The sequence below is a fragment of the Bacillus sp. FSL K6-3431 genome (genome assembly GCF_038002605.1).
Classification (GTDB): domain Bacteria; phylum Bacillota; class Bacilli; order Bacillales; family Bacillaceae_C; genus Lederbergia.
The window spans coordinates 2,705,863-2,724,262 of the sequence record NZ_JBBOCT010000001.1 but is presented as its reverse complement, the minus strand read 5'-3'; the positions used below and the strand labels follow the sequence as shown (position 1 = coordinate 2,724,262).

Below are 18,400 nucleotides of genomic sequence, written 5' to 3'. Positions count from 1 at the left end.
AGAAGAGCATTAGGTCCTAGTCTATTTACTCTAGACGGTAAAAAAATTCATATAGGACAAATTTACCCTTTTGGAATATAATACCATAAAATCAATTGAACTATGATATAATAAAAAAATCAATAGAATAGGGTTTCTCAAGGGTGGTCAGCATACCTCGGTTGAAAGGGGGAGTGCCTGTGTCGGTCTTTGAAGCGTTGATGTTCTCGTGTACCTTTGCAGGTTTACTCGTGGCAATGCTGTCATTTGGTCAAAAAAAATAACCCACCCTTGAGCCTCCAAGCATAGGGGGAGTTAATTTCTTTCTCATAGCAGATCGCCCAAGGAGGGAACCGTCTATTGTATGGACCGCGTAGTGTTCCAGCGTAAGCGCAGTGTTCCAACACCAGCGGTCTTTTGTTAAAATACGCTAATATTTACTTATATAATACCCCAAATTATGTAAGGTTACCATTAAAAATGTTACATTTTAGTGAAAATTTAAAAAAATAATATAAATGTTAAAATTATTCACATAAGATTTAGATTGTTTAAAAATGATTAATTATATTTATAAAAGTTTGATCAAAAATCCTGTAATTTAATACGGGATTTTTGTTTATCATCTTCTTCAAGGAAGGTAATATAAAGAGGTTTTTGGCATTATTCAACAAACACTGGAGACTTTACTCACAATAAATGTTAGCGACCAATGATGGCAGTTTAAAATTTATTTACCGAGAGGTGAAAAAAATTGAAGGCAGATGCTGTTTTTGAAGGTGGTGGGGTCAGAGGAATTGCTTTTATTGGAGCGATTCAAGCAATGGAAGAAGAAAATGTAGAATGGGAAAGACTTGCTGGAACATCAGCTGGATCTGTAATAGCTGCACTGTTGGCAAGCGGCTATAAAAGCCATGAAATTAGGGGGCCGCTTAGTGAAATCGACTTCTCAAAGCTTCGAGGTAGGACGATCCTAAATCGAATTCCTATTTTCGGGAGCTTTTTAGAACTGATGGTTCATCTTGGAATTTATAAAAACGATTATTTGGAAACATGGTTGGATTCACTTCTATCAGTAAAAGGCATTAAGACATTTGCGGATCTTCCAGATGGAAAGTTAAAGGTTATTGCTTCTGATATTACGAATGGGAAAATGCTTATTTTTCCAGACGATTTGGATCGCTATGGGATGACTCCTTCTGATTTAAAAGTTTCAACTGCTGTTATGATGAGCGCCTCTTTGCCATTTTTCTTCCGTCCAGTTATTTTGAAATCAAAGGATCGTAACAAATCCTATATTTTAGATGGTGGTTTACTTAGTAACTTCCCAGTATGGATATTTGATTCTAATAACCCTCGTTTTCCTACATTCGGCTTCCATTTTGTGAAAGATAAAGTTAACATAAATGCGGTTATACCAACTCCGATTCACCTTTTCAAAAATATATTTAAAACGATGCTTCAAGCCCATGATTTACGACATATGAACGATGAAACGATTGAACGCACAATCCAAATTCCGACTAATGGCATCAATTCTACTGATTTTGATCTAAATGAAGATCAAATTGACTTTTTATATAATTCAGGCTATACCTCTGCAAAAAAATTTTTGTCAAAGTGGGACTTTGAACAATATAAGCTCAAACGAATGCAAAAACAATCGGACTAAAAGTAATAACTCATTATTATTAAATGTAGTGAATCTAGAGGAAAGATGAAGAAATCCAGACCAGATTAGATAAATTTCTAGATGGGCAAACAGAATCCGTCTTGTTTGATGTAATACATGATGATCATTTAAGAAACATTGATCAGTTGATTCGGAGAGAGGAGAACGAACAGTTATTGTTATTGGGTCGTCAGGAGTAGAGGATACACTAACAAACTATTGGAACTACATGAAAAATGACACACTATAGAAAGTGCCTATTAATAAAAGCGGATTGGTACAGGTCAAGACTTCATCCAAACAAGTCTTAGTTGTTTCTGGAAGCTGTTCCGCAGTTACTGAGAAACAGAAAATTTGATAGATTATCGAGTTTCAGTAGTTGATTTAATTAATCCAGATACAAAGGAAGAATATTTTCAAAAGTGCTACTAGATATCATTCATTTTATTCATAAAGGTGAAAATGTAATTCTTTACTCCGCATTAGGTACAAATGACGCAACGATTACTCTGGGAGTACTTATTATTAATTGTTGAAAACACTTCAAATAGTAGCAAGCTTTTGGGGCGAGAATTCGGAAAACAATCAAACTGGCAATTGAAAAAACGAACTGCAACGCCTACATTAAATAAAATACTTCCATCGTCAAAAGTGAATTTTACTACTCCACCAAATCTTTGAAAAAGGTTTTTGGAGAGTGATTACCAATTCAGTGCTTGGCACCCAGACAGTTCCAACTCTTAAAGTCTGAGGCCAGTCATTTTTTTTATCGTTTTTATCGGACCACTCCGGCTATGGCTGAATTATGAGGCCATGTTTTTTGGGAAAAGCTGCGTCGAGTGGCACAATATTAGTCATCCATCAAAATGCGGAATATCCGTCAAGTATTTTAATCTCCCTTTTATATTGCTATTATCGTTTATCCCCATATTTCCTTCTATCAAATACATTGATTACAAGTAGTTTTGGTCTGAAGATGTCGATCTTAGATGATAAACGACACTGGGTGTAAGCTGGGTTTGCAAGGTGAGTTTAGCATTCTTCATGAATATAATATAAATTTTATATGGTAATCACCTACTATCCAAGTTTATATCGAACTTTTTACAATCCCTTTCTATTATAGGATATTGTCTGTATTATCCATTGAAGACCAAAGAGTAGTTACCTAAAAAACGTAATAAGTTCTTGTTTTAAGCTAGTATTTAAATAAAAGCCTGTAATTTCTGAACTTTGTTTAACCAGTAGACAAAGTTCGATTTAGGTGTTAAACTTTTTTTACACGATGGGCTGAACATCTCCATCTATTAATATTTTTACGGGAATAGAAAGCGCTATACAATCCTAAGTTAGAGTGTCCTCAAAGAGGTGAAGAATAATGAAAACAAATTTTGATAAAATAGTGGATCGTTTCAATACGAACTCTGCCAAATGGGATGGAATCGCGATTGATCATGGAAAGGATGTAATCGCTCTATCGGTTGCAGATATGGATTTACAAGCACCGCGGGTTCTAATCAATAAGATGGTTGAGATGGCTGAGCACGGTATTTATGGATATACAGATCCGTTTCCTCCTTATTATGAAGCGATCCTAAATTGGTTTAAGCGTATGTATAATTGGGAGATTCAGCGCGAGTGGGTCGTATTTTGTCCGCGTATTGTACAGGCAGTTTCTCTCATAATACAGAATTTTATTCAAGAAGGAGAAAAAGTACTCGTCCATACTCCTTCTTATATGCCGATTACAAATGCAGTAACGGTGAATAAAAGGACCTTGGTGGAAAGTCCGCTATTACTAAAAAATGGACGATATGAAATAGATTTTGAGGATACAGAAAAAAAGATGCAAGAGGGCGTAAAAATACTATTATTATGTTCTCCGCACAACCCAACTGGCCGTGTATGGACAAAGGAAGAACTTCTAAGATTGGGAGAATTATGCGTGAAATATCATGTCCTTTTAGTTTCGGATGACATACATGCCGATTTCATCCATGGGGACCATACTCATACGTTTATAGCTAGTCTATCAGAGCAATTGAAAGAGATAAGTATGATTTGCACATCTCCGGCGAAGACGTTTAACTTAGCAAGCTTAGAGATCGCAAACATAATTATTCCAAATGAAAAACTACGAACAAAGTTTAAAGAAACTATGATTCAAGCAGGTATTCATAATCCAACTTTTTTCGCTGTACCTGCTTTGGAAGTCGCTTACACAGCATGCGATGATTGGTTATTAGATGTAAAAGCTTATATACAAGATAATATTACTTTTACAAAGGTATTTTGCAGTGCACATTTGCCTGAAATCCAGATCATTGAACCAGAAGGTACCTTTTTATTGTGGATGGATTGTAGAAATTGGAGTGCTAGAGAAACTGAATTAAAGCGTTTAATTTTAGAAGAGGCAAAGGTAAGTGTTAGCTTTGGTACTTCTTTTGGTTTAGCGTATGAAGGTTTTATACGAGTGAATGTTGCTACATCTCGGAAGCATTTAGAGGAAGGCTTACGTCGAATTGCGCATTTATAAGCTTAACAACTAGATTTTTACACATTCAACGGGGTGAAAACAGATGACAAAGACAAAAAAAGTAAAGCAACCAACGATGTTTTTAGCATTATTGCCTATTCTTACAATGGTTTTATCTTTATCCTTTGGTTATGTATTTTTTGAATTGCCTCCGGAACCATTAATCATTTTATCAACCATTGTTGCCGGGATAGTCGCGATTTACTTGGGCTATTCTTATCAAGAGATATTAGATTCTGTTTCTGGGAAAATTGCAAAAACGATGCCGGCGATTATGATTTTAATTATCGTAGGACTTATGATTGGTGCTTGGATGGTTGGCGGTACGATTCCGATGATGATCTATTACGGTTTAAAAATCATTAATCCTCAATTTTTATTGATAACTGCTTTCATTGTTACTGCTATTGTTTCAGTATGTACAGGAACTTCCTGGGGATCAGCTGGAACAATTGGAGTTGCTTTTATGGGAGTAGGTGCAGGTATGGATGCTAATTTAGCAGCTGTAGCCGGTGCAGTTGTTGCTGGTGCATATTTTGGCGATAAGTTATCTCCCTTATCAGATACGACGAATATTGCGGCTCTGGCAACAGGTGTAAACTTATATGAACATATTGCTCATCTACTTTATACAACGCTTCCTTCCTTCATTGTGGCGGCAATTGTATATGTGATCGCAGGTTTAAATTCAAGTGGGGCCAATGTTGAAATTCCAGAGAAGGTAGGGGAGATTACGGATACGTTACATTCCGTTTTTCAATGGAATATACTATTGGTTGTTCCAATCCTTATTGTATTGATTGGCTCTATTTGGAAGAAACCGACGATACCGGTGATGCTTTTATCCGCCATCTTTGCGATGGGTAACGCACTAGTTTTCCAAGGATTTTCTTTAAATGATGTTGTTACATCAGTTGTAAACGGTTTTAATTTATCTATGATAACTGTCCCAGGTTTTGATCCAAATACCGTGATTGAGGATATTCCCAAATTATTAAATCGTGGTGGTATGAACTCAATGATGGGTACACTATTAATTTGCTTTTGTGCGATTACGTTTGCGGGAACGATTTCTGTGACTAAATCACTGGATTTAATTATCAATAAAATGTTAAAGTTTGCACGCTCAACAGGCAGTTTAATTGTCACAACGATTGTAACAGGGTTAACGATGATTGGTGTAACAAGTAATGGTCAAATTTCAATCCTTATGCCGGGTGAAATGTTGAGAGAAAGCTATATTAAGAGAGGTGTGCATCCGAAAACCCTTGGTCGAACAATAGAAGATTCCGCTACGATCATTGAGCCGATCTTGCCTTGGACTGCAGCAGGTGCGTATATGGCGGGTACGCTTGGGGTAGCTACGGTAGATTATTTACCTTGGGCTGTATTATGTTGGACAGGTATTATATTCGCTACATTATGGGGCTTTACTGGTTTTGGTATTGCGAAATTAACTCCGGTAGAGCAGCAGCAAATGAGTGATGAATTGGAAAAAACTGATGATCATGTCAGTAAAATTGCAAATTAACGGTTATAACAATCAAACAGATGGTCAACAACTCTGTCAGTAACTTGCATTGTATTTAACAATTTATCTTTAAAACATCTTACAGATCAAAATGGAACGAAAAATGAAACTTCCTGCCAGTTTTTTTAGTTAAAAAATAAACTGAAAAGTTTAGAATTTTGACCGTATCTTTTTAGGTACGGTTTTTGATTTATCAATTTTTAAGTGTATTGATATCTTAACACCTAAAAAATCTTATGAGCAATGATACCGAGAGTTACAGCTATTATACTAAAGTATTCTCTTATATCATTATCCTATTACTTTTATGATTTTTTAGTAATTTCCATAAAGGCATTGAGATAGTTTGATAAACCCCTCTATTAATATTTATAAAAAATGCGAACACCTTGAGTGCAAGGTATTCGCATTTTTATACTTTCTAAAGTTATGTTTATTTAAATGAAAATGAATGGTGTGTTCAATGCAATAGCTTTATAGGGAATAACTTTCTTATCCTTTTAATACTTTAAATGCTTCTCTTACTTTTCGAGCAAATTGTAGTGGGGGTTCAATTGATTCAAAGTGCATGTACATTGCCCTTGGTTCTTCAAATAACCAGTGATTATGAACAGCAGTAACGATAATATCTCTTTTTCGAAGTTCTGTTAATAAGGGGTTAACTTCTTCTTGTAATAAAACCGTTTCGCCTAAATTCAGTGAATTACCTTTCCTATCCAAATTTTCAAAAGTGAAAAATTGAGGAACAACTAGTGGCGAGTTTGTTTCACGTCCAAGAATAGTAAAATTAATATTACGAAACTTTTGCACTAGACAAACTCCATTTTCATCTAGGCTTCCAATTCCATCTAGTATCCTAGCAAACTCTTGACAAAGTGTTTTTGACTTGTTCCAGCTCATCATATAACCTCCTTTCTTATTTTTCATTAAAAGGGATTGATTTTCCCTTGTTATACTATGTTTTATCCTTTAACTTTGATTGGACAAGAGTATAGGATCATGTTTAGAGAGATTGGGGGGACTACAAACAGGGTTCAAACCAAGAGGAGAAAACGGGATTAAAGGTAGAATGTATTTTATAAAAGAGAAGGATAATAAAAGAACACATCATATACATATTTATCAAACTGGAACAAAAGAAATGGTTAAACATTTAGCTTTCAGAGATTACTTAATTGAATATCAATATGAAGCTGATCATTAGAATCATTTATAGGTTTCTAATTTATTGCCAGTTGATATTAACAAACCTCTGTGACACATTATGGTCACAGAGGAAGTTACACGATTAATCTAGACTGATTTTATTGTCATTTTGAAATAATTGAATTGGTACTTTTATAAAGGGGATCATACGCGCTATCTGAAGTTCATTTATCTTCTTTGTTGATCCAGCAATAATTTAAAGCCTACATATGTTCGACTGCCTTATCACTTGCCTGTTTCTGTTCAAATTGACTCACTGCGGTCAAATGAAATATTAAATCATGTGCCGCACGGTCATTTGCGATTTCTCTATCTACTATATTCTGTTTTTAACCAATCTACTAAACCGATATTAACTTTGTTTGCCCCTGCATATTTTGTAAGTGTTGCCACAACACTATTTAAAGGAAGTACATTATAAGTATAAGGTAGCTCCTCATTATCATTATATTTGAAGGTAAATGGATCAGTCGGTGGATTTGTTTTACTCATATCTTCATTTCCCACAATATGAGAAGACCATGCCCAATTTCCAATGGTTGATTTGTCATACCATACAAATCCTTTTGTAAATAGATTTTCACCATTATTGTCCCAACTACTTCCTGTATAAGTTCCATATTTATTTGTTATTTGGGAGTTTACAATTAAATTATTGTTATAAGCGCTTTGGAATAGTTCATCCCAAGGTTTATCCATGTTTTTTATATCTTCTCCTTGAATCTCAGCACCTGTGATTGGCTCGTTAATATCATGGAAGACACAGGAATCTGCTGCAATAGAAGCCCCATTCCTTGCATTCAGTGCTCGTGACAGTTGATCGGTTCCATATTCAGAAATAGCGCCTACATTCTCCAAAACATCATAATGAGTTGAGTTGTCAAGATAACAGTTGTATAAATGACCACTACCTTGACGTATCATCGGAATTCTCTGCCCAACATTGGTATAACGGTTATAGGCAAGAGTTAACCGGATTCGTTGATTGCCATCTTTTATCTCATTTCCGTTACTAGACACATAATTCACATAGTCCTTATCTCCGGAACCAGTTAAATGCACCTTGCTATGATATGCTGCATATGCCATTATCTGCTCTTTGGTCGCACCGCCATTGCGCATGTTATAGTACACACTCTCGGAATTAAGTTTATTTGAAGCAAATTTTTCTTCCATATACTGAATCGATTGATAAATATCACTATCTTCTGTCGGATTCTCATTTGCAGGTAATCCGAATTCAGACCAGGAAATGGTAATATTGGAGCCACCATTCTCAGTATCAATTAATCCATCCGCTGCAATCGAAAATTTACAATGGTCTATCCATACATTATTTGCACCATTTACCTTAATAAAAGTCCAGCCTACTTCCTTATGTTTACCAGTATCATCCCATTGCCACATTCCATCAAAATTCAGATTCCTAATGACAATATCGTTACTTGATCTTTGTAATTTTATTTCTACATGCCTAATTGTTTTCCCTTTTTTTGAAAAAATAGTTAACCCATCGACATCAGCTATACTTAATTGTGAAACACCGGAGGAAGCTAACGTTGGATTTGTAAATCCGTTCATAGGATCTCGATATTTTGTTATAAAACTATACTTTTTAGCTTCTTCTGAACTTAGATTTAATTCTGTCCACCCTAAGTTTATATCTTTCGCTATTTCAATTACTTTCACACTACCATTTCTAGCATCCAAAATGGCCTGTAAAAACTCTCTTCCAGTTTTAACCTTACTATAATAAGAGGTTCCTATGTAACTGCTTCGATCATTAACTCCTAATGACGCAAAACCGGTTACTGACAGAAAACTATTGTCGTAGTCCCTAATATCTCTTGTTGTGTTTGGTATAGAATCAATAGTTGCCGCCTTTGTTACTTTACTTTCACCTAATAATAACGGTGAAGTAAGAAATGTTAGAACCAATAACCAGATTATTGCCTTGTTAAATTTCATAATACTCCCCCTAGGATAGAATCATATAAACCTGTATCTAATATTGTTCATTAAATACCTTAATAACTGCATTACCGCCTTCCTTTTCCATTTTTTTACTGCTGCATCAAAGCCGGCTTTATCCAATAGACCAAGAATATATTTATTCTTGGCATCATTTTTAAACTTTCCAATTTAAGTAAATACGTATTCGAATCTAAACCAATTGTCGGATCTTTTACTAAGTAATTTTCATTGTCCTTGTAAAGCACCTCCGCTTTTGTTTGCGATTCATAGCTATAATAGCCTTCGTAAGATCCGTTCGTTGCTGGTTCTCCGATTACCCCCATATGTTTTTCTTTGGTATTTACTAACAAAAATTGAGACTCTACCCTCTTATACTTGGAATTCTTCATCTTTTATCACCTATACATTTTTTAATAATGGTAACGAAAATTTGTCATTATCAAAAACACAATGAAAGCAAATTACGTTTTTTATCGACCACCCCTTTAATAATAACAACGTTGTAATTTTTATGTATCCTCTACTATAAACGTCCGTTTAGAGTTTTGTATATAATCAATAACTGATTTATTTGGTAATTTTGAGTATTTTGATATATCTATTCCCAAAAACTAATATAATGATTATTGGTTTTATATGGGATTTGTGTATATTGGTGGTCAGCTTTCTTTATCCAATGTAAGAGTTTATTGGCACAGGCTATCACAGCTACTTTAAAAGGTTATTTTTCTTCACGTTTCTTATCATAATACTCTCGCATTCGCTTGTTACGAGGAATGATTTCATCTGTCGTTTTCTTATCCCGACAATCATAAATTGCACATTTAACGGCATATACAAGGCGTGCCGTAGTATACTTTATCCTCTTTTAGTAATTCGATTTAAAGTACCTTTGAATGTATCAGATTTGAAGACACTTGGATCAATTCCGGCAAATGCCACTAGTTTCTTAGGTTGATTAAGATTAATTTCCCCAATTTCAGAAATATTCGTTGCCGCAATTATAACTCTGATACCGGGGATAGATTGGATAATTTTATATTCTTCCATACTTTTTGCTAAAGCATCTATCCCATCTTCAAGCCTAGATAGATGTTTTTTGTATTCAAGAAGCATTTTGATATACATATTTAGGATTAGAATAAGATTTGACGGCTTTGAACAAATTGTTAACTGTTCAAGATACTTATTGGGCCCCGGAGGAAGGCACGGAGCGAGCGACCATCGAAGTCGATTTGCAAGAGAAAAAGACGTTTGATCATATCGTGTTGAAAGAGCCCGGATGGGGCAAAGGATTGAAAGCTTCGAGCTCGAATATAAGGATGGAGATGAATGGAAACATTACCTTTGGACTCCAACTCCACCATGATTGGTTTATGCCTTTCCTGGATTAGCATCTCGAGATCCTCCCTGCCGTCTAATTCTTTGCTATACTTGATTGATCGCGTTATGAATTATTTTTAATAAGGAATGATTGAATGAAAAAAATATACTTTATCATCTTGGCTGTAGCTGTCATCATGATTGTTTTTGTTTTAATTAATGCATATGCAAAACATGATATGGCTATATATGTGGCCATAAATGGAAATGATCAAAATGATGGTACAAAATCAAAGCCATTTCGCACACTAAAAAAGGCTGCTTTAGAAGCTAAAGCTGGGGCTACTGTCTTCATACGAAAAGGAATCTATAATGAAAAGCTTGTCGTTAAACATAGTGGTACAAAATCAAAACCAATAATTTTTAAAGCCTACAAAAAAGATAAGGTTGTTCTTAGTGGAAAGGGCTTAATGGATGTGGAAGGAGATACAGCTTTAGTTACGATAAACAATAAAAACTATCTTACGATTAGTGGAATAATTATACAGGATTTAACTACTGATTTAACGGATGAAACAGTAATGGGTATTTATGTAATAGGCTCTAGCAGTCATATTATATTAGAAAATAACCATGTGCAGCGTATAGAAACCTATGCCGACGATGGGAATGGCCATGGGATAGCTATATACGGAACTGGCCAAATGAAAGACATAAGTATTGTGAATAATACGGTGGAAGATTTAAAACTCGGATTAAGTGAATCACTTGTTCTTAATGGAAATATTGACGGTTTTAAGGTGGAAAATAATCTAGTTCGCCGTAGTGATAATATCGGGATTGATCTGATTGGTTACGAAGGTACCTCTAATGATAATAAAGCTGACTATGTACGAAATGGTGTAGTAAAAAATAATAAAGTTTATGAAATATCCTCGTACGGAAATCCTGCTTATGGAGAAGATTATTCTGCTGGCGGAATTTATGTAGATGGTGGGAAAAATATAACTATTGAAAAAAACACCATTTATAAAAGCGATATCGGAATTGAAGCAACCTCTGAGCATGCAAAAAAATATGCTGATAATATTAAGATTATCAGCAATATTATTTATGATAACTTTTATACTGGGATATCGATTGGCGGGTATAATGAAAATAAGGGAGGAACAATAAATTCTACAATCTCTCAAAATATTATTTATCGAAATGACACGAAGGGACTAGATGGGGGACAGCTTTTATTGCAACATGATACAAAAAACAATGTGATAGAAAAAAACATTTTGAGCGCCGGACCATCTCGCATCTTTATTGCAAACTATTTTACTTCCAATCAAGAAAATAAACTAAAAAGGAATGTTTTTCATAAAGAAAAAGGAAAAACGGGTATATGGATATGGAAAGAGGAAGAATATACGTCTTTTCCAGAATTCAAAAAAGTTTCAAAAAGCAGCGCGAAATCCAGTTATTTAGATCCAAAATATAAAAATGCAAACAAATATGATTTTAGGTTGAAAAAGGATTCGCCTGCAAAAAAAATGGTAGAGTAATTTTTAATCAAAAAAATCTTGCCACGAATGTTGTGCAACTAGAAAGAACAGTTATTTGTTATTGGATCGTAAGGTGTAGAGGAATTACCGTATTTTGATTCCAGTTCATTGGTATTTCAACACTAAATCAAACATCTTTTTTAAGGGACAGGTTTCAATATTCTATTGGCCTTAAATAGTCAATTGAACTATGCGTTCGGATATTGTTAAACCAAAAGTTCATGAGCCAGTTGTTCAAGGGTGTGAAAGTGCTTTCCATTTAACATTCTGTTTTTAAAATCTTAAATGTTGTTTCCGTCACTGTCATAGGGATTTCCTTTACGGCTTAGAGATCTTTTAATCTGATAGTTACTTAATAACTCATTCGTTCCAACGTTCTTAAATTCAGATCCTCGTCAGTGTGAAATAGTTTGCTTGTTAAATCACTAACCAAAACAGACATCTCTTTAACCACTTGAAATTCTCGATTCAGCACATTTCGAACGGGTTCTTCATTTGGTCGAGAAGTCATCGGTTTATAACGATGCTTGTGTATATTTGGACCGAATTCCAAGCTCCTCCTAATCGTCCTATGCGACGTCTGGAGACAGTATAACTTTCTTTATCAAGGACTTTTTTTATTTTGCGAGTGCCATATACTTGGCGATTTTTGTTTTAGGCACGGTAGATTCTCCTCAATAGTTGTATATTATTCTACTCGCCCTTATCTTTAGTCTAACTAAGTGTTTCCTATCCAGAAAATGTAAAGAGAGGCGTGGAATATATACAACACCTCACTTTAAAACTTTGATATCAAATAGATCTATTTTGATTCATATTTAGCACTCAATACTTTCATTAGATTTTTCCTTTAAACTTCAAATTTATTGACTTTAAACTCTTGTTCAAAGTCATCTTTGTGATTTTAACTATGGATTTTAAAAACATTGCTGTGAATAATATATTAATTTAAATTGGCTCATCGACTTATATACCTTTTTCCTCATATGCATATTTTAGTTACTTAATGATCAATTAACAATATTGGTAGGAAAAGGTTTTAAGCTTATTTATTATTTGTCACTTTTCGATAATCCATTGGAGTATAATTAGTTTCTTTCTTGAAAATTCTTGTGAAATAAGAGTAATTTCCGTAACCTACTTTGTCTGAAATCAGATGAACAGGGTGGTCTGTATTGCTTAGTAAATCTTTCGCGACTTCAATCCTTTTCTTGATTAAGTAATTGATCAGTGAGATTCCCATTTCCTTTTTAAAGATTCGCGCGATATAATCAGGGCTTAAGTATAAGGTACTTGCTAAGTTGCTTCTAGTAACATTTTCATGATAATTCTGATCAATGTAGTCACAAATCTTATGAACAACTGACTTTTGTGAATTGATAAATTTCATAAAATCTAAAGAAACGTCAACTAAGTAAGACAGGTAGTTCATTAAATCTTCTATCGATCTCATCGATTGTTCTTGTAAGAAATTAAATATTTTCCCTTGAAACAAGTGATGTGCAAGGATTTCTTTCTTTTTTAAATGAGTATAAATCAATTGGGTAATATCAATTTTAAAATTACTAATTACGTGTTGGTTTGCCTCGCTTTTGTTTACTAAATTATGTAGGTATCGTTGACATCGATTTATGAAACTATTACGATTTTCTGTTAGTAGATACTCCTCTAACAATCTTAAATTAGGTTCTACATACTTAGCTGTTTTGGTTTGATGATTACGGAGCAAAATCGTTCTGTTTCTGTAGTTAATATTTTCGTCTCTAGCAGCCTGGAGATACGTTACTCTGGATTTAAATTGAGCTAATGATTCCATTGTTCCTAAATAACATTGGATATCACAGTGTAATTGATGGTTAACGCTTTCAATTAGCTCATTACAAGCAGCTGACAATGATGCCAAATCAGGAGTTTTCATCACTTTAAAGATAGCTAAATATTCTTCGTTATTCATACGCAAGGGTAGTAATCCATCCAATTGAATCGTATGATTTTGAAAAACCGTTTCAATGATAGAATTTAATTTATTTCTAAGGTTGCCTTCGTGGTTGAATAAAGATAGTATTTCTTTATTGTCTACCAATTCATATGGAAAAAATTCTATTAATAATGGTAAGAAATGATCGTCAACGGAATAATCAATATGTTTGGTTTCTAACTCTTCTTGTAACTCCTCCACTGTAAATCGAAAATCATTTCTTTTAATATGTGAACTCCAAAAGTGTTCTTTAAGTTCATCATTATTTTCTTGCCAGTATTGTCCAACCTTTAATGCATTCTCATTTTCTTGACCTGCTTTTACATTTTTGATCGCCTTTTTGATGATTAATTCTAGTTTCTCAAACTCAATCGGTTTTAAATAATATTCAAAACTTTGTAGTTCAATTGCTTTCTGGGCATAGTGAAAATCAGCGTAATTGGTTAAAAATATCGTTTGAACTTTATATCCTTCTGACCTGATCCAAGCTAATAATTCCAGGCCATTTCCTTGGGGCATTTCAATATCAGAAATAAGAATATCGATTGGATGTTCCATAAAGAGTTTCTTTGCCTGCCGAATATTATAAGCGCAATATATACTTTTAACACCTAGGGAAGTCCAATCGATTTTTTGTTCAAGTGCAGAAACAACAAAGCGGTCATCATCCGCGATTAATACATTCATCTTTCTACTCTCTCCTCCTTGGCCAGATAAGGAATCATGATTTGAATCTTCGCACCCCCATCTGCAATATTTGAAAATTCAATACTAAAATCTTCTTCAAATAATAAACGTAATCTTTGGATCACATTGTTAATGCCAATATGATTTCCGTTTATCGTGGTTATAAGCATATCGCTTTGGAGACTTTCCAAAATATCAGCTGGAAATCCTGGTCCATTATCAAGTAAAGTTATGATGATTGATTTTCTGTTCTCAATTATTTTTGAATGAATATTTAACTGAATGTTAATTTGCTCATCTAATGAAACAGCATGCTTTACAATATTTTCAATAAACGTTTGAATCATTAGTGGAGGAACCATTGCCTCCTCAATCGAAGGTTCTGTTTGAATGTCAAACTTAAATGAATGGGCATGCAATAATTTTTGGATTGCCAGATAATCTTGAATATGAATTAATTCTTTTTCAAGCTTTACATAGTTTTGGTTTGTTTGAAATAAGTACCTAAAATAGTTAGATGTCGATATAGTCATTTTTTTAATTTCTTTATACATCCCCATCTCAGCCATACTGTGAATGGTGGTTAAACAGCTTAAATAAAAATGAGGTTTTATTTGTAATCTCATAAAATCCATCTGTATTTGTTTCTTTTCAAATTCCTGTTCATAATAATCGATTTTCAATTTTTTAATTTCGCTCATTAAACCTTCGAATTGTTCATTCGCTTGCTCAAGTTCAATAATACTACTGCTAAAGTCAACTTTCTCACTATTTTTATTAATATCTGAGAGAGTTTGAGAGAAGTTTTGAATGGGTGCTAAAATTTTATTCCTAAAATAACCTAAAACGAAGAATAAGATTAAACCAATAATTATGGTTGCTAGCACAAGAACAAATTGAGCAATCGCTACTTTTTTATATGCACTATAATGATCTACTGATACATGTAGGGAGAATGGCAGTCCAGTATCATCTTGATGAAAGGTAAGATAACTAGTAAAGATAAACTTTAGCTTTCTATTACTTATGTTTTCTTTTGATCCGGATAAAAAACCGTTTTCATCATTTTCAATCATGAGTGTTCCTTTATCGCCAAGATTAATTTCATTTAGTGGTAAAAGGATATCATCAACTGCAATCACGGAAATAAACATGCGATTTTCGTATTCTAGTAAATGATATAAATAGTACTTTTCATCCATTTTCAAAGATTGCCATGTATAGATATCTTCATACTTATTAACGGATCGTTTTTTGGATAGAAAGTAATCCTTTATCTTTAAGTATTCGGAATAGTTCATTTGAATGGGAGAACTACTGAAGAAATAGTTCTCTTTTTTTAATGCTAAAAAGAACTGATATTCTTTACCTGTCGAGTATTGAAAGTCGTTCACTCTAGTTCTGAAGTCGTGAATACTTTTAGGTAATTCTGACATATCCTTTGCCTTTTCCATATCTTTGATCAAGGGCTCGTTTTTTACTGTCCAGATCATAAAGTGTTCAACAGCATTAAGCCTTAACATGGTATCTTCTAAATAAAGATTAATTGTATTTGTAACATATTCGATACTTTGTTGTCTTGTAATGGTGATAGTAAAAAAAGTTACAATCATATTTATTAATAGGATTGAGATTAATATGATAAATAACACTTTAGAATAATAGTTTACCGATCGCGAGGTATTTTTCCCAAAATGCAACTTCAATATGATTTCTCCCCTTTATCGACTCCTTATTAATAATTATAAAGACTCTGATTTCATTTTATAGCACAAAATTGTGTGAAATGAGTAAAAAGTATCAGTCAGGACTGAATAGTACTATTTGTTCAGTTAGATATTTAGATTCTCCTCCATTTAAGTCGGAATCATATTAATAGTTGACGGTTTACTTATATTAAACGATGGATGCGCTATCATACAATAAAGACAGTTCTTACGGTTTTACTATTTTGATAGGTTAATAGAAATATGTAAGGGCTCTTTTAAGTGAGAGTATGCAGAAATGCGGGAAACTCTCTATCGAGCATGAATATAGGGGGAGGAAGATTGGAAAGTAAAGTAAGTTCACCAATGATCGCAAATCGGGCTATTATACCGAGGGAACAAAAGAAAAAGAAGGCAATGAAACAATTTAAGAAAAGTGTTCCATTGTATATATTATTACTTCCATCTATTGTTTTATTGATCTGTTTTACATATATACCAATGTATGGAGTAATTATATCTTTTAAAGACTACTCCCCGGTATTAGGGATATGGGGTAGTCCTTGGGTAGGATTCAAACATTTTATTCAATTTTTTAATTCCTATCAATTTGAACTAACAATCAAAAATACGTTGAGCATTAGTGTATATAGTATTTTGATAGGGTTTCCATTACCAATATCACTTGCCATCCTTTGTAATCAAATGCGTGATGGGATGTTTAAAAAGACATTTCAAGTGACAACATATTTACCGCATTTTATTTCAACGATGGTCATGTGTGGGATGATTTTAATATTCTTATCACCTAGTAGTGGAATGATCGCAAATTTATTAGAATTAATTGGGATTGAAATGCCTAATGTTTTAGCAAAGCCATTATTCTTTAGCAGTATATATGTTTGGAGTGATGTGTGGCAACATGTTGGTTGGGATAGTATTATCTATTTAGCCGCTTTATCAGCAATAAATCCAACCTTTTATGAAGCTGCAACGATGGATGGCGCGAGTAAAATGCAAAAGATTTGGAATATCGATATTCCTTTGCTTTTACCTACGGCGATGATTTTATTGATATTACGAGCAGGCGGTATTTTAAGTGTAGGTTTTGAAAAAGTTCTATTATTGCAAAATTCTTTGAACTTACCTGGAAGTGAAGTCATTTCCACGTATGTATATAAAATGGGACTGCAAAACTTCCAGTTCAGCCTATCAACCGCAATTGGTTTATTTAATACCGTTGTGAATGTTATTGTCTTACTCTTTGTGAATTGGTTGTCTAAGAGATTGACGAAAACGAGTTTATTATAGAAGGGAGGGTGCAAATTGGAGGCTGCAATCAAAAATAAGGGGCGAAAACACGCAAGAATTCAGAGAGACTGGAAAGACCGATTATTTGATTTTTCTATATACGGCGTCGCTATTATGATGATTATTATGATTGTGTATCCCCTTTGGTTCATTATCATTGCTTCTTTCAGTAATCCGGGTGATGTAGCAAGTGGAAATGTCTGGTTTTGGCCGAAGGAGTGGAAATTAGCTGGATATATCGAATTGTTGAAGAATGAATCAATTTGGCGAGGTTATTTAAATACAATTATTTATACTCTCGTAGGGACCGTGATTGGTTTATGTGTGAACATTCCTGCTGGTTTTGCTCTATCGAGACCTAATTTGCCTGGAAGGAACTGGATTACTACATTTTATATTATTCCAATGTTTTTTACTGGGGGCTTAATTCCAACCTATTTGGTTGTGAAGAATTTTGGGATGCTTGATACATTCTGGGTATTAGTTTTACCTTTTTCTGTTTCTGCTTTTAATATTATTATTGCTCGAACATTTTTTAAAAATAGTATTCCGGAAGAGCTATGGGAAGCAGCACAAATGGACGGTTGCGGCACTATTCGTTACTTTTTTACAATGGTCTTGCCGTTGTCTAAAGCCATTCTTGCGGTCATTGGTCTATGGACTGCAGTAGGAATTTGGAATTCTTGGTTTGATGCTATGATTTATATTTCAAATGAAAATTTGCAACCACTACAGCTGATTCTTCGAAGGCTTTTAATTATGAATGAGTCACTCTTTGAAATGGCATCGGGGGATCTAGCGTCGGAGTTGAGACAATTATCAGATATGATGAAGTATGCAGCAATCGTTGTGTCAACACTGCCAATTATGATGTTATATCCATTTTTACAAAAATATTTTAATCAAGGGGTTATGATTGGATCCGTTAAGGAATAGGGGGATTG

General features: G+C 33.9%; 15 protein-coding genes and 1 pseudogene. 8 read left to right on the top strand and 8 right to left on the bottom strand.

The window, feature by feature from the left end; translation table 11 throughout:
- Window positions 1-733: 733 nt before the first annotated feature.
- The 3 genes from MHB53_RS13475 to nhaC all read left to right on the top strand — a co-directional run bounded on the left by MHB53_RS13475 (window position 734) and on the right by nhaC (window position 5,718).
- Window positions 734-1,651 carry a patatin-like phospholipase family protein gene (locus tag MHB53_RS13475; RefSeq protein WP_340919144.1) on the top strand — a complete coding sequence of 306 codons (918 nt, stop codon included), beginning with the start codon at window positions 734-736 and terminating at the stop codon, window positions 1,649-1,651.
- A gap of 1,378 nt (window positions 1,652-3,029) precedes the next feature.
- The gene (locus tag MHB53_RS13470; protein ID WP_340919142.1) at window positions 3,030-4,187 is read left to right on the top strand and encodes a MalY/PatB family protein; all 1,158 of its coding nucleotides are present in this window, start codon (window positions 3,030-3,032) and stop codon (window positions 4,185-4,187) included.
- Window positions 4,188-4,230: 43 nt separating this feature from the next.
- Window positions 4,231-5,718: a Na+/H+ antiporter NhaC gene (gene nhaC / locus MHB53_RS13465; protein ID WP_340919140.1), complete on the top strand. Its 1,488-nt coding sequence runs from the start codon at window positions 4,231-4,233 to the stop codon at window positions 5,716-5,718.
- Between the two features lie 492 nt (window positions 5,719-6,210).
- On the opposite strand, the gene MHB53_RS13460 is transcribed toward nhaC, so the two are convergent.
- Window positions 6,211-6,618: a DUF1259 domain-containing protein gene (locus MHB53_RS13460; RefSeq protein WP_340919139.1), complete on the bottom strand. Its 408-nt coding sequence runs from the start codon at window positions 6,616-6,618 to the stop codon at window positions 6,211-6,213.
- Window positions 6,619-6,697: 79 nt separating this feature from the next.
- On the opposite strand from MHB53_RS13460, the gene MHB53_RS13455 reads away from it, so the two are divergent.
- Window positions 6,698-6,922, top strand: a complete 225-nt coding sequence (locus MHB53_RS13455; protein ID WP_340919137.1) for a GrpB family protein — start codon at window positions 6,698-6,700, stop codon at window positions 6,920-6,922.
- A gap of 205 nt (window positions 6,923-7,127) precedes the next feature.
- Here MHB53_RS13455 and MHB53_RS26410 read toward each other — a convergent pair whose 3' ends face one another.
- The 4 genes and pseudogenes from MHB53_RS26410 to MHB53_RS13440 all read right to left on the bottom strand — a co-directional run.
- Window positions 7,128-7,190 carry a hypothetical protein gene (locus MHB53_RS26410; protein WP_445661522.1) on the bottom strand — a complete coding sequence of 21 codons (63 nt, stop codon included), beginning with the start codon at window positions 7,188-7,190 and terminating at the stop codon, window positions 7,128-7,130.
- A gap of 43 nt (window positions 7,191-7,233) precedes the next feature.
- Window positions 7,234-8,892, bottom strand: a complete 1,659-nt coding sequence (locus MHB53_RS13450; RefSeq protein WP_340919134.1) for a hypothetical protein — start codon at window positions 8,890-8,892, stop codon at window positions 7,234-7,236.
- 95 nt (window positions 8,893-8,987) lie between these two features.
- Entirely contained in the window at window positions 8,988-9,287 is a 300-nt protein-coding gene (locus MHB53_RS13445; RefSeq protein WP_340919132.1) for a hypothetical protein, read from the bottom strand.
- A gap of 335 nt (window positions 9,288-9,622) precedes the next feature.
- Window positions 9,623-10,041 (bottom strand): annotated as a pseudogene (locus MHB53_RS13440) (transposase); the annotation flags it as partial.
- A 5-nt stretch (window positions 10,042-10,046) separates the two neighbouring features.
- On the opposite strand from MHB53_RS13440, the gene MHB53_RS13435 reads away from it, so the two are divergent.
- Both MHB53_RS13435 and MHB53_RS13430 read left to right on the top strand, forming a co-directional pair.
- Complete coding sequence (locus MHB53_RS13435; RefSeq protein ID WP_340919130.1) at window positions 10,047-10,292, top strand: hypothetical protein; 246 nt, start codon at window positions 10,047-10,049, stop codon at window positions 10,290-10,292.
- Between the two features lie 84 nt (window positions 10,293-10,376).
- Entirely contained in the window at window positions 10,377-11,774 is a 1,398-nt protein-coding gene (locus MHB53_RS13430) for a DUF1565 domain-containing protein (RefSeq protein ID WP_340919128.1), read from the top strand.
- A 352-nt stretch (window positions 11,775-12,126) separates the two neighbouring features.
- Here the strand turns inward: MHB53_RS13430 and MHB53_RS13425 are convergent, their stop codons facing one another.
- The 3 genes from MHB53_RS13425 to MHB53_RS13415 form a co-directional block, all read right to left on the bottom strand.
- Window positions 12,127-12,327, bottom strand: a complete 201-nt coding sequence (locus MHB53_RS13425; RefSeq protein ID WP_340919126.1) for a hypothetical protein — start codon at window positions 12,325-12,327, stop codon at window positions 12,127-12,129.
- A 492-nt stretch (window positions 12,328-12,819) separates the two neighbouring features.
- A complete protein-coding gene (locus MHB53_RS13420) occupies window positions 12,820-14,439 on the bottom strand; it encodes a response regulator transcription factor (RefSeq protein ID WP_340919124.1) in 1,620 nt (539 codons plus the stop codon).
- A complete protein-coding gene (locus MHB53_RS13415; protein WP_340919122.1) occupies window positions 14,436-16,145 on the bottom strand; it encodes a sensor histidine kinase in 1,710 nt (569 codons plus the stop codon). Before MHB53_RS13415 ends, MHB53_RS13420 begins: the two co-directional genes overlap by 4 nt.
- Before the next feature lie 366 nt (window positions 16,146-16,511).
- Between MHB53_RS13415 and MHB53_RS13410 the strand changes: the two genes are divergently transcribed.
- Both MHB53_RS13410 and MHB53_RS13405 read left to right on the top strand, forming a co-directional pair.
- Complete coding sequence (locus tag MHB53_RS13410) at window positions 16,512-17,456, top strand: ABC transporter permease (RefSeq protein ID WP_445661521.1); 945 nt, start codon at window positions 16,512-16,514, stop codon at window positions 17,454-17,456.
- Window positions 17,457-17,471: 15 nt separating this feature from the next.
- Complete coding sequence (locus tag MHB53_RS13405) at window positions 17,472-18,392, top strand: carbohydrate ABC transporter permease (RefSeq protein ID WP_340919120.1); 921 nt, start codon at window positions 17,472-17,474, stop codon at window positions 18,390-18,392.
- The last annotated feature ends 8 nt before the right edge of the window (window positions 18,393-18,400 follow it).

What these genes read in the sequence shown, in the direction of transcription:
- MHB53_RS13470 (WP_340919142.1), top strand. Translation starts at nt 3,030, where the DNA reads ATGAAAACAAATTTTGATAAAATAGTGGATCGTTTCAATACGAACTCT.
- nhaC (WP_340919140.1), top strand. Translation starts at nt 4,231, where the DNA reads ATGACAAAGACAAAAAAAGTAAAGCAACCAACGATGTTTTTAGCATTA.
- MHB53_RS13460 (WP_340919139.1), bottom strand. Translation starts at nt 6,618, where the DNA reads ATGAGCTGGAACAAGTCAAAAACACTTTGTCAAGAGTTTGCTAGGATA.
- MHB53_RS13450 (WP_340919134.1), bottom strand. Translation starts at nt 8,892, where the DNA reads ATGAAATTTAACAAGGCAATAATCTGGTTATTGGTTCTAACATTTCTT.
- MHB53_RS13445 (WP_340919132.1), bottom strand. Translation starts at nt 9,287, where the DNA reads ATGAAGAATTCCAAGTATAAGAGGGTAGAGTCTCAATTTTTGTTAGTA.
- MHB53_RS13430 (WP_340919128.1), top strand. Translation starts at nt 10,377, where the DNA reads ATGAAAAAAATATACTTTATCATCTTGGCTGTAGCTGTCATCATGATT.
- MHB53_RS13420 (WP_340919124.1), bottom strand. Translation starts at nt 14,439, where the DNA reads ATGAATGTATTAATCGCGGATGATGACCGCTTTGTTGTTTCTGCACTT.
- MHB53_RS13410 (WP_445661521.1), top strand. Translation starts at nt 16,512, where the DNA reads ATGATCGCAAATCGGGCTATTATACCGAGGGAACAAAAGAAAAAGAAG.